We start from the raw sequence: 13,191 nt of genomic DNA on the forward strand, positions 1-13,191 counted from the left end.
ACTAACATGTCCTGAAACCTGTTGAAAGGAATAGGAGAGAAGTGGGAGTGTTTATGGAAAGGGAAAGCAACTAAATATTCCTTCTAATCAAGTGTTTCATAACTAATTTTAATTCAAAATTTTATTCTTGAAGATTAGATCAAAACCACTTTGCTTTTAGATCTTTGTACTTGGTTCTTCCGATAGGGATACGTTCTCCATTTTTAAGCTCAGCTATATATTTGCTTCCAGATTCTACAATAATTTCCTTTACCTCAGACATCTTCAGCAAATATGATTTGTGAATGCGTTCAAAAGAAAACGCTAACAACTGTTCTAATTTTTCAAGAGATTTATCATGTAACTCTTTTTTTCCATCTTTTAGAAAGAGCTCTGTATAGACTCCTGCACCTTTAATATAAAGTACATCTTCAATGGGTATTAACTGAATTCTGTGCCTTTTTTTTATGGCCAAAAATTTGGTTTCATTTGCAACTATTTTTTCATTTGTTAAGGTCTTATGTAAAGCTTTCTCCAACCGATCTCTATTAAAGGGTTTAGGTACAAAATCTAATACTCCATATTCAAAAGCAGTAATTGCTTGATCCTTGTTGGCAGAAATAATTATTGTATGAAACGATTCGGAAACTGCTGTCGTAAGCAAGTCAAAACCACTATCACCGTTAAGGTTTAAATCCAGTAACATAAGGTCCAATGAACTATTCTCAATAAATCGTAATGCCTCCGGAAGCGTGTTAATATGTTTTAGCGATTGTAATGTATTGCCAAAAATTTCTCGAGTCATTCGTTCAATTCTTTTGGCGATCCTTGATTCGTCTTCAACGATTAAAATGTTCATCTCTTTAGGAGTATATTTTTATAGTATTTTTCCAACCGTGACTTGTAGGTTCAGAAGTAAAATCCCATTGTTTTTGATAACTTTCTGTTAGTCGAGCTTTGATATATTTAAATCCAGTGCCATCATCTTTATCATTCTTTGTTTCTGTTAGTACATTAGCAAAAGTTAAAAATGTATAATATTTATAATCGGTATTCGATTCAAAAATCAACTTGAACTTAATACTGTTATCTTCTTGAGGCAAACTGTGTGTAATTCCGTTTTCCAATAATGTATGAAGAATTCCAGGAGGCACTTTTTCCTTAAGGTTTATACCTTCGTCTTGCCAAGAATAATTGATTTCTTTCCGGTATTCCATAATCTTAAGATGTGAACGGCAAAGCGCTATTTCTTGTGAAATAGGAATCAATGTTTTATTTTCAATTTGATTAAAAAGATCAAATTCTTTAGCTAAAGCTTCTATAAACAAAACACCTTTCTTAGGCGATTCTTCTATCCAATCTATCAATGAAGTTAAGGTATTCATTAGAAAATGAGGTTGGATATTTTTTTTGAGTAACGCTAGTCGCAAACGTGTGGATTGCACCAAAGAAGTTTCATAAGCAAGTCGTTGTTCTTTGATTCTGAGAGAAAGCAAATAAAACATTCCCAAAAGAATAAGGCTAAAACCTACAAAAAGACTTATGTTAAAAGGAGTGACAAAATTTATAAGTAAGGATAGGAGTAATGTCATTAATACGAGGTTAGCTCCTTTAATTTTTTTATAAGCCCCAAAGACCACAATACCAAAAGAAAACACCCACATACTTAAAGCCATGTTACGGGTTGTGAAATCAATAAAATTATGTTTGATAAAGAAAATAAACAATTGAACTCCAGCATAAATAAGTAAGAAAATTTTTCGTTTAGGAAAAGGAAATTGCATAGAGAAATAGAGCGGAATTAAAAAAGAGATTCCAAACATCAAGACACCTATGGTTTCTAAACGAATATGGTGATATGCATAATGGATAGAGGCATAGGTTGTAATAAATTCTGCCAGATTTAAGATAAAAAAGAGAAAGCAACTAATACTAAAAATAAGCATAGGATACTCTTTTTTATTTCCTAGAAATAGAAAAAGGAAATAGATAGAGGCTATTAGAAATGCACCAGCAAAAATGTGCATATAGGAAGTTTCTATAAGTCGATTGGTTAAGAGATCATCATAATTAGCTATATCTACTCGCATACCAGAATGATCTGGAAAATAATAAAGACTCGATCGTATGGCCAAAAGATGTTCACCTTCTTCAGTCAAATGAGAAGGAATGATAAAAGTAGCCAACATTTTACCTTCAGGACCAAACATTGCTTCCTGTCCAGGATTCCCATTTTTTCCAATCAAAACCCCATCCCAAAAGACTTCATACTCTCCATAAACATAGGGTCTAATAGCATATGGGTGCAAGGGTTCTGGTGCTTTTAAAATATCAATTGGAGTTCTGGACCAGTATACCCGACCAGATTCCACTATAGGTTTCCTTTGACTCCAGTCTTCATCGTTCCAGTCTTTAACAGCCCACTCCTCTTGATCACCTATTTTGGCTACTGTATTATATTCCTTGAAAACAGGAGATTCAGAACAAGCAGTCATCAATAACAGAGTAGATACAAATAGAAAATAGGTGTACGGTCTTACATTCATTTTGATGAAGTTTATTAATGTAAAGTAACTATAATAAAATATCTTCTTAGAGTTGTTCATTAATACATAGAGCAGTTGAGATAATATGGATTGGATTCATAAGAGAAAAATACATCCTTTACAATATAAAAAACTATGAAAACAAATTTAAAAAAATGAAAAGGATATATTTTATTTTAGTTCTTGTAGTAACGCTGTTTTTAAATGCTTGCAGTACTAAAAATCAGAAGTCAAAAGACACTAATTCACCCACTATAGAAACTGCCTATTTTGGAGAAAAACCACCCAGCTTAATTCCAGTAGCCTTTGCTCCTGAAATTGTTTCTCCAGAAGGGCTTTTTGAAGGTGGTACGTTTTCGCCAGATATGAAGGAATACTATTTCTCTAGGAAAAATGGAAAATATGAAAAACGCACATTTTTTGTTATTCGATATGAAAATAATCGTTGGGGAAACGAATCTGAGACTGATATAAAATGGCCGAAATTCTCTGATGATGGTAAAATGATATACGGAGGAAAGGAGTATAGAGAACGAACCGATATAGGTTGGTCGGAACCCAAAAATCAAGGAGAATTCTTAAAAGACCAGGCACATGGTATCTCGCTTTCATCTAAAGGAACCTATTATTTTGGTTTTAATGAAAAGGAAGGCAGGGGATATGGCTCTATCCGTTATTCACGCCTCATAGACGGCAAACGTGAAAATCCAGTAAAAATGAGCAAGGAGATTAACACAGGAAGATGGATTGCCCACCCCTTCATTGCTCCAGATGAATCTTATTTGATGTGGGATGCTGAAAGAGATGGGGGACATGGTGATAGCGATTGTTATATTAGTTTCAGGCAGAAAGATGGTTCATGGGGAGCAGCAATTAACATGGGAAAGATGATAAATACATCATCAAGTGAAAGTAGCCCAAGAGTGACACACGATGGAAAATATCTATTTTTTTCGAGGGGAGAGTGGAAGGTTAGAGAAGATGAAAGTACGTATTGGGTAGGAACTTCATATTGGGTAGATGCTCAGATTATTGAAACCCTTAGACCTCAAGAATAACCATATAACAAGCGTATCAATACAGATAAGTTATCTGGTTCCTACTTCTCATTACTATAAAAATAATACAGTTTTTTTTAAAAAACTTCGAAGTCTAGAATATGAAATATGTAAAAATTTTATCTGTTTTTTTAACTTTACTATCTGTCAATGTTTATTGCCAGAATAGTGAAAAATCTAAATCACCTTCCTATACAATTGCTTATTCTTCAAATGAATCAGGCAATCCAGAAATTTATCTAACCAATACTGAAGGTAAATCAAAAATTAAAATTACAAATCATGCAGGTGGTAATGGCTATTCAGCTTGGTCTCCTGATGGAAAACAGATCGCTTTTTATGCAAAGTATAATGAAAAGAAGACATGGTCCATACATACTATGAATAGTGATGGGGCGAATAGAAAGAGATTAACCCAAGCAAAAGATAAATGGGATAGTGCACCTGCATGGTCTCCTGATGGGAGCAAAATTGCTTTTGCGAGACAATATAAAAATACAGATAAAATTACACAGACAGAAATTTGGATTATGAATTCGGATGGTAGCGAACAGACTCAAATAAAATCAATAAGTGGTGGCGGTCCTTGTTTTACATCGGATGGTAGACTAGTTTTTCACTCGGAATTCAAAGATAAAAAAAGTGAGATAAGCATCTCAGATGTTGATGGAACCAACATCATTCAATTGACACATACTGAAGCTGAAGAATGGCACCCTGAAGTTTCACCAGATGGAAAGCGAATAGCTTTTATGTCTAATAGAGATGGAAATTATGAAATTTATGTGATGGATATAGATGGCTCTAATCAAAAACGATTAACATTTAATAATGTTCGTGATTCAACACCATCGTGGTCTCCCGACGGTTCTCAACTAATTTTTTATTCAAAAACGGATAATGGTGGTGACATCTATATTATGAATAGTGATGGCTCTTCAGTAAAAAAAAATATATCTAATGGGGGACAAGCTGCTTGGTTAAAAACGACTAAATAAACAGCAACAAAGAGCAGATAAAACATTAAGAATTATTCATCAAAGCAAATGGAGTACATTCTTACTTTATCAAAATTGTTACCAAACATTTATAAATAATAAAAACTATGAAAAACAAAACTGGACTACTGCTTTTAATTCTTTTTATACTATCACATAGTAGTTTCACCCAACAAAGTAATAAACTCGCTCCAGAAGTTACAGCCGTCGAAGCCAAACTCGCATTTAGGGATATTCCTTATCTAAAAGAAGTCTTTATCGATGCAGCACCAATTGATAGAAAAGATGGTATCCCGGTTGGTAAATTAGGCATCGATGGCGGCAATAAAGACATGATTCTTACCCTGGCTCAGGAAGTTTCCGATAAAAAACACAGTCCATACGACAGCTTTCTTATTGTCCACAAGGACACACTCTTATTTGAGTCATACTATAGACGTGGCCGTGTTAATCTTCCTCATTATAATTCATCTAAAGCTTACCTAAGTATGGCAATTGGTCGAGCTATTCAGCTGGGTTATTTGACTATGGCTGATTTAGACAAACCAGTAATAAGCTTTCTTAAGAAACTCGATCCAACAAAATTTGTTAAAGGGGTAGAAAAGATTACGCTACATCAAGCCTTGACTCTGCAATCAGGTTTACGTATCGATAGTGAAAAAATAAAGGAGTGGAATAAAAACCCTGAACAAATGAAAGGTCAAAAACAAGTTCAGAAATATTTGGAGCATAGCTCACCTATTACTGCAGATTCTCAGAGTTTTAAATACCAGACTCCTGATACGCAACTGATGATGCAAGTACTTGATGCAATTGTTCCTGGCACTGCAAAAGGCTTTATTAAAAATGAGCTTCTAACAAAAATAGATATCACTAACTATCGTTGGGATGATGATGTTAGTGGTTTGCCCAAAGTCATGTATGGTGTATATATAACATCTAGAGATATGCTCAAATGGGGAATGCTAGTGAAGAATAAAGGCAGGTGGAAAGGCGAGCAACTCATTCCGGAAGCATATATTGCTAAAGCAACAAATCGAATAGTCTATATAAAAGACGAATCTGAAGATTCCTTTGCCAGCAAAAATGGTACAAATACTGGTTACGGTTATTTTTGGTGGCAAATTGATATGAAAGTTGGTAACAAAAATTACTTCTGTACATCAGCTACTGGAGGAGGTGGGCCGTATATTATGTTTATCGAAGAACTTGATCTTATTGTTGTAGCTACTGGTCATGGTGGAGATGTAAAACCGTATCAATTAACGGCAGAAAGAATATTACCAGCTTTTATTAACTAATCACAAATAGCATTAAAATTTAAGCAATGAGAAAAACATATTTTATTTTTATGCTTGTAGGGGTACTATTTCTATCTGCATGCAGTTCTAAAAAACATGACGCAAAAACTAGTGATTTATCAACTATGACTATTGAAATACCCTATCTCGGCCAGAAACCACCGGGCTTAACGCCTGAAGTTTTTGCTCCCGGTATGGTTTCGACAAAGCATCGCGATCTTAGTGCTTTCTTGACACCCGACATGAAAGAATTTTATTTTACTAGAAAAGATACCGAAACGGGAAAGTGGTTCTTAATTGTTTATAAATTAGAAAACAATCAATGGCAAAAATCTGTGGTTGGTCCAAGAGTAGGTCGTCCAATCATTGCTCCGAACGGTAAGATCATGCATCTAGGCAGTAAATATATGGAGCGTACGCAGTCTGGATGGTCAGACATAAAAAGTCTTGGTGCTCCTTTCGAGGAGATACGGATCATGCGCCTTACAGCTTCCACTGAGGGAACCTATGTTTTTGATGAGATAGGCATTCCAGATGGAGATGGCGTTATTCGCTATTCGCGATTAATAGACGGGAAACGTGAAGAACCAAAGCCATTTACTAAAGAGATTAATATGGGAAAATGGAACGCTCATCCTTTTATTTCACCAGATGAATCCTACATAATCTGGGATGGTGAAAGAGATAGTGGATATGGCGATTCCGATTTGTATATCAGTTTTCGAAATCAAGATGATTCATGGGGAACTGCCATTAATATGGGGGACAAAATAAATAGTAGTTCTTGGGAATCTGGAGGATACGTAAGTCCAGATGGTAAGTATTTTTTCTTTAACAAGGGACATGGAGATGGGGATATATTTTGGGTGGATGCACAAGTTATTGAGAATCTCAGACCCAAATAATAATCGATATATAGAAATATGAATACAAAAAGAACATATGAATTATTACTTTAAGTAAATATCTTTAATTATTTAAAATAAAGGATATTGTAAAACAAAAAAATATAGAATATGAGAGTCACCAAGTTATTATTGATATATGTTATATCATTTAACACTGTTTTTGCTCAAGAAAATATTGAAAACAATGATTCATATACTGCCGAAAAGTCCTATTTAGAATTACCTAAGATAGAGGTGATCCCAATAAAGGAAACTAAGACTAATAGGCAATATGAGCTTTATATAAAACTGCCTGAAGGATATTCAGAAAATAACGACATTCAGTATCCAGTGATTTACTATACTGATGCGATGTGGCATGTCGAAACAGTATCAGGTGCTACAGAATATATAATGGAAAATACAATTTTGGTTGGAATTTCTTGGCAGAAGGATATACTAGAAGATTTAAAGAAAGAGAGGGGAGCTCATGTGAGTAGGTTCCGAGATTACTCAGTTAAAAAATCAACTAACGCAGAACGTCAAGCTAAATATCAATTTGGGCAGGCTAGTAATCATCTAGATTTTATTCGCAACGATGTAATAAAATATATAGAAAACAATTACCGAACTAATCCTGATAATCGTACTTATTTCGGTTATTCATTAGGTGGCGAATTTGGCGCATACATACTCCTTTCACAACCAGACACCTTCAAAAACTATATTCTTGGTAGTCCGTCGTTTGGAGGGGATATTCCTTATTTTTCTGAACTTGGATCTAACACATTACTAAAACGTAGTGGTTTGAATGCCAATGTTTTTATTACTTATGGCAGATTAGAGAAAGAGTTAGGTGAACATGTAGAGGAATTTATTACGATACTAAAAAATAGAAACGATAAGAGTTTATCCTTACTACCAGTAGTGATTGAGGGTAGCCATCAGACAGCATTTCCTATGACCGGAGTACGCGGTGTTACTTGGTTAGCTAGTCTGATTAAAGATGGTGTTGAAAACAATAAGAACTAAAAACCATGAAACAAGCTTATTTTATTACAATACTTGTATTATGTCTAATTTTAAATGCTTGTAATACTAAAAAATAAGCAGGCAACAGCTCTAAATAAAATAAATAATCCTAGGGATCTACCTCTAGGATTATTTACTTAATTATGTGCTTTTTTCAGTTTAGTCATCAATATATGGAGCTCCAGAAGCTTTCAACATGGCTTCTAATTTGCCCATGGAGTTTTGAATTGTTTTTAAATTATTTTCCGCTTTAGTAAGCATGGTATTGATAATTTGCATTTGCGCTTTGTTAGTTTCTGTTGGGCCATAGGTAGATCGCTCTAGACTTAAATAAATTGTGAACATCTTATCATTAACTGAAGGCGGATTCTTTTCTCCTATTTCTGCTTTGGCCTGATTACCGTAGTAATCTGATTTTAAAGTATTGATTTGATCTCTTATACTCTCTAATTGTTTTAAACCAGTTTCTGGGTTGGCCGTACTATGCATTAGTGCTTTGTGCAATGCTTTAATCTTTTTCTCAGCTTTAGCTATAGACTTATCAATGGCACTTGCAGTTATCGAAGCGGCTTCATAACCACGCCAAAAAGCAGATGTGACTTCTGGTGTTGCTCCCGGTAGCGTATTTTTATAGAGCGGTTTTACATCGAAATTTACTGGACCATCGAGTTTTTTTATAGTTCCGTTATGTGACAAGTACAAGGTTACACTATAAGTGCCTGGCGCAGCTAATAAACCTCTTGATTCATCCTCATTAGAACTCTTCAGGTCGTTTAGACCTATAGGATTATAATTAGGATATCTCAAATCCCAAGCTATTCTGTTAATTCCAGACTTTGCTTCTTTAAAGATGTTACGTATCACTTCACCAGCCTGATTCTTTATTACAAAGACAAGTTGAGGCTTTTGTTCTAACTTTTCGTCTTCTAAGACCTTCCATCCCGGAAAAGGAATGTTCTGATTTTTAATATTCTTTTCTTTTGTTTTACGTTGCTCTTTTTGCAATACGGGGGCTTCTTTAAGGTAATAGGTGAGTAGTGCACCAAAGTCCGGATTAGGTGCTACAAAATGCGAATCACCTTGACTTCCCTTATTAGCTCCAAAACTGAGTTGAGAACGCTGTATATACCACCAAGCATCACGAACTGGAAATAACTTGGCTTCCGCATTTAAATCTGTTTGGGTGATGCTTCTTAAGGCCGAATAATCATCTAGAATATAAAATCCACGACCAAAAGACGCTGCAACCAAATCATTTTCACGTTTTTGTATAGCTAAATCTCTAAACGAAATTGTTGGGACATTACCTTTTAAAGCGGTCCATTGCTTTCCTCCATCAACTGAAAAGAATAAGCCGAATTCGGTGCCTATAAATAAGAGATTAGGCGTCACATGATCTTGCACTAATCGCCACACCAAATGATTATCCGGAATGGTTTTAGTTAAAGATTCCCAAGTTTGTCCTTTGTTAGTGCTTTTATATAAATAAGGTTTAAAATCTCCATATTTATGATTATCTAAAGCTACATAAACAGTATTAGCATCATGTAAATCAGCTTTGATATCATTAACAAAAGCAGTTGATGGTACGCCAGGTAATTGATTTACTTTTATTTGTCTCCAATTTGCACCTCCATTTTCAGTAATATTAATCAATCCATCATCAGTACCTGCATAGAGAAGACCTTCTTGTTTAGGAGATTCAGCAAGTGACGTAACTGTATTGTAATTAGACATGGCATACACATCCCAAGCATTGTCCCAAGATTGCTGTCTACCCATAATTGGTAAGGTAATACGCTCTTCATCTTTTGTTAAATCTTCAGATATAGCGGTCCAAGAATCGCCTCGATTTTCTGATTTCCAAACACGTTGGGATGCAAAATAGATAGTAGACGGTTTGTGCGGGCTCACAAGTATAGGAGCATCCCAATTAAAACGTTGAATTGCATCACCTTCGGCAGGTTGTGGCTGTATGTCCACGGCTTCACCAGTTTTCATATCTAAACGCGAAAGCGTCCCTTCTTGACGTTCAGCATATACAATATTTGGATTTCCCGGTTCAGTAGCTGGTTGATGCCCATCCCAATTAAGAATCACGCGCCAATCACTATTTTGTATGCCATGAAGATTATCCGTACGTGATGGACCTCCTTCGGTACTATTATCTTGAGTGCCTCCATAGATATTATAAAAAGGTTCGGCATCATCTACTGCCAGTTTATAAAACTGAGTTACGGGTAAGTTCTCTATGTATTTCCAAGATTTGGTTAAGTCAAAGGATTCATATAAACCACCATCGGTACCAACAAGCAGGTAATTAGGGTCATTTTTCTTAAACGCTATGGCATGATTATCACCATGTTTGTTTTTTCTATTCATTCTGTAAAAGGTTTTTCCACCATCTTCAGAAATTTGCATGGTATTATCCATGAGATATAAACGATCTTTTTGATGTGGCGAAGCATATAATTCTTGATAATAATGCGGACCCGTTCCACCACTAATAGTATTTGATTGTTTAGACCAAGAGCTTCCACCGTCTTCGGAGCGATATAGAGCACCTGTTCTCCGGTCTAACTCAATCGCTGCATACAACACATTTGGATTATGTGGAGAAATCGCCAAACCTGTTTTACCCATGGACGTTTTTGGCAAACCATTGGTTAATTGCTCCCAAGTATCACCACCATCACTACTTCTGTATAATGCTGTACCAGGACCATTACCAATATAGGCAGCAACGGTTCTGTGACGTTGCCAGGTCGCCGCATACATACGGTCTGGATTTCTAGGGTCATATACTAATTCCGTAACACCTGTCCATGTGTCATCACCAAGTGTTTTTGTCCAGGTCTTGCCTCGATCTTTACTTTTGTACAAGCCACGCTGACCACCTTCACTCCAAAGAGGTCCTTGTGCCGTCACCCAAACAATATTACTGTTATCAGGATGAACTTTTACACGAGAAATATGTTGCGTTTCTTTAAGCCCCATATTTGTCCATGTTTGCCCACCATCATCACTGCGATAAACACCATCTCCAAAACCGACATGGCGTCCACCAACATCTTCGCCTGTACCCACCCAAATGGTTTCTGGATGGTTAGGATCTATTGTAACAGTTCCGATAGAGTAGGAGGTCTCCTTATCAAATATAGGTGTCCAAGTAGTCCCAGAATTAATGGTTTTCCATACACCACCAGAGCCTACGGCAACATACCAAATGTTTTCATTATTTGGATGAATAGCGATATCCGCGATTCGTCCGCTCATAAACGCTGGACCAATGCTTCTTAATTTAAGCCCATCAAAAGGATTTTCTGTAAAGACTTTCTCTTGTGCTGAAGTCGAAAATACCATTAAAAAGGTAAGCATGAGTGTGCAAAAAATGTGTGAAAGTGTCTTCATTCTTTAAAGTAGTTCGTTAGATTATAAATTTAAAGAAAATCTGATTCATATTGTTTCCTTAAAGACAATATGAACACTATTACAACAAAAGTTTAACGATCTAGGTTCTGAGTATTTTAAGCAGAGAAATGTTTCTTGGATATTTTAAAAAGCTGCGGTTCGTGTATTTGTGAATACATGATTTCATAAAATTTTACTCTATATACCTATGAATAAGTAAGTTGTATCAAGTTTTCGATGATAAGACAAAATACTATATGCAAACCATAATCTAGACTAAACACAACTAAGTTGCTTTAACAGGGATTAATATTATATTTACCACTCAAATAAAAATCCTTAATAAAATAGAAGACTAGAATTACATTCTATACCTTCAAAATAAACGAAATCATTTTAATAAGTATTATAAGAAAATGTCAATAGCAAGAATAGGTATAATAACAGTAAGTGACAGATGCCATAAAGGCGTTTACGAAGACATCAGTGGAAAAGCTATAATTGATACATTGCATGACTATTTGGTTTCTGAGTGGAAAAGCGTTTATAAAGTAGTCCCAGATGAACAAGAGGATATTGAAAAAACAATTATCGATATGGTCGATAATGAAAAATGTTGCTTGGTTGTTACAACAGGAGGGACCGGTCCAGCCGAAAGAGATGTTACACCCGAAGCCACAGAAGTCGTATGTGAACGTATGATGCCTGGTTTTGGTGAATTGATGAGAGCTGAATCTTTGAAATTTGTACCTACTGCTATTCTATCACGCCAAACTGCTGGACTTAGAAAAAACAGTTTAATTATTAATCTACCAGGAAAACCAAAATCAATTAGAAAATGTTTAGATGCCGTTTTCCCCGCAGTACCTTATTGTATAGACCTTATGAATGGCCCATATTTAGTATGTAATAACGAAATTATTAAACCATTTAGACCAAATAGTAAGTAAATTCTATTGGTATTATTTACATAACCTAATGATGTTAAAGAAAATATGGAAGCGATTATAACCGTTGTTGGATTTTTGGGTGCTGGTAAAACAACATTGCTGAAACATTTGATAGAAAATTTTTCTACTAATGGATGGAATCCTTTTGTTATTCTTAATGATTACGAAAATGCAAATATGGATGTTCAACAATTTGCTAAACAAATTGAATTAAAAAACATTAAACCTTTAAGCGGTAGTTGTATCTGTTGTAGTGGTATAGATGAACTCAGAAACATTGTAAATAGAATTCCTGAAAGAGTACAGGGAGTTACGTTGATTGAGGCTAACGGAACATCGGATGCATGCTCACTAATGGAATTTTTAGCTGTCGGTATGAATGATAGATTTTTACCACCTATTCAGGTTTCTGTAATAGACGTTAAAAATTGGCAAAAACGAGGTGAACATAATGAACTAGAAGCTAATCAAATTCAGGTTTCTTCATTATTGGTTTTAACGCATCTCGAAAAGGTAAATGAAAATAGAAAACATCAGGTGATTGATGAATTAAAAAAGCTGAACCCAATAGCCAAAATAGTAACTATGGAAAGTTTGGATGCTTTATTACTTCCTAAATTATTACCCTCTGAAAATACGGCGCAAAAGTTCGAACATCAAAAAGCACATTGGTCTTCGTGTTCTATCGATTTACCTGTTTTACCTAGTGAAAAATGTATACTCGATATTTGTCAAGCACTTCCTAAAAGTATTCTCAGAGTAAAAGGTTGTACTAAAATAGGGAATGCAAAAGCATATACTTTTTTTGAACGCACTCCTGATGGTAATGTATTTATACGTCCATTTAATGGTGTTCCGATAACTGATTCTAAACTGTTGACTATTGGACCTGGTAGTGAACCTTCTTTACTTCAAAAAACACTTAGAACCATTCTCTTAATAGATGATGAAGTCAATTATAACAACGATAAGTAAATTATACGATTAATTGTACTTTTTAGTTATCGAAGAGATAGGAGCGTAGGGGAA

The 13,191-nt window shown here is 35.1% G+C and carries 10 protein-coding genes; 7 read left to right on the forward strand and 3 right to left on the reverse strand.

The genetic code is table 11. From position 1 onward, the window contains the following. Positions 1–139 precede the first annotated feature (139 nt). Positions 140–838 (reverse strand): LytTR family DNA-binding domain-containing protein, encoded by a 699-nt coding sequence (locus Q0910_RS13570; protein WP_299217458.1) that lies wholly within the window; start codon positions 836–838, stop codon positions 140–142. A 4-nt stretch (positions 839–842) separates the two neighbouring features. Continuing rightward, entirely contained in the window at positions 843–2,525 is a 1,683-nt protein-coding gene (locus tag Q0910_RS13575; RefSeq protein WP_299217461.1) for a sensor histidine kinase, read from the reverse strand. Between the two features lie 155 nt (positions 2,526–2,680). Here Q0910_RS13575 and Q0910_RS13580 point away from each other — a divergent pair, with 155 nt between their 5' ends. The 5 genes from Q0910_RS13580 (at position 2,681) to Q0910_RS13600 (ending at position 7,801) form a co-directional block, all read left to right on the forward strand. Next, on the forward strand, positions 2,681–3,583 hold the full coding sequence (locus tag Q0910_RS13580; protein ID WP_299217464.1) for a hypothetical protein: 903 nt from the start codon (positions 2,681–2,683) through the stop codon (positions 3,581–3,583). Between the two features lie 101 nt (positions 3,584–3,684). Next, the gene (locus Q0910_RS13585; protein WP_299217467.1) at positions 3,685–4,581 is read left to right on the forward strand and encodes a DUF5050 domain-containing protein; all 897 of its coding nucleotides are present in this window, start codon (positions 3,685–3,687) and stop codon (positions 4,579–4,581) included. Positions 4,582–4,688: 107 nt separating this feature from the next. Continuing rightward, a complete protein-coding gene (locus tag Q0910_RS13590; RefSeq protein ID WP_299217470.1) occupies positions 4,689–5,882 on the forward strand; it encodes a serine hydrolase in 1,194 nt (397 codons plus the stop codon). 50 nt (positions 5,883–5,932) lie between these two features. Then, positions 5,933–6,787 carry a hypothetical protein gene (locus tag Q0910_RS13595; RefSeq protein ID WP_299217473.1) on the forward strand — a complete coding sequence of 285 codons (855 nt, stop codon included), beginning with the start codon at positions 5,933–5,935 and terminating at the stop codon, positions 6,785–6,787. A 111-nt stretch (positions 6,788–6,898) separates the two neighbouring features. Further along, positions 6,899–7,801 (forward strand): alpha/beta hydrolase-fold protein, encoded by a 903-nt coding sequence (locus tag Q0910_RS13600; protein ID WP_299217477.1) that lies wholly within the window; start codon positions 6,899–6,901, stop codon positions 7,799–7,801. 159 nt (positions 7,802–7,960) lie between these two features. Here Q0910_RS13600 and Q0910_RS13605 read toward each other — a convergent pair whose 3' ends face one another. Beyond that, positions 7,961–11,212 (reverse strand): glycosyl hydrolase, encoded by a 3,252-nt coding sequence (locus tag Q0910_RS13605; RefSeq protein WP_299217480.1) that lies wholly within the window; start codon positions 11,210–11,212, stop codon positions 7,961–7,963. A gap of 416 nt (positions 11,213–11,628) precedes the next feature. Here Q0910_RS13605 and mog point away from each other — a divergent pair, with 416 nt between their 5' ends. Together mog and Q0910_RS13615 are read left to right on the forward strand one after the other, a co-directional pair. After that, positions 11,629–12,162 (forward strand): molybdopterin adenylyltransferase, encoded by a 534-nt coding sequence (gene mog / locus Q0910_RS13610; RefSeq protein WP_299217483.1) that lies wholly within the window; start codon positions 11,629–11,631, stop codon positions 12,160–12,162. Positions 12,163–12,207: 45 nt separating this feature from the next. After that, positions 12,208–13,137: a GTP-binding protein gene (locus Q0910_RS13615; protein ID WP_299217485.1), complete on the forward strand. Its 930-nt coding sequence runs from the start codon at positions 12,208–12,210 to the stop codon at positions 13,135–13,137. Positions 13,138–13,191 lie beyond the last annotated feature (54 nt).

It is taken from the genome of uncultured Aquimarina sp. (genome assembly GCF_947495315.1).
Lineage (GTDB): Bacteria > Bacteroidota > Bacteroidia > Flavobacteriales > Flavobacteriaceae > Aquimarina.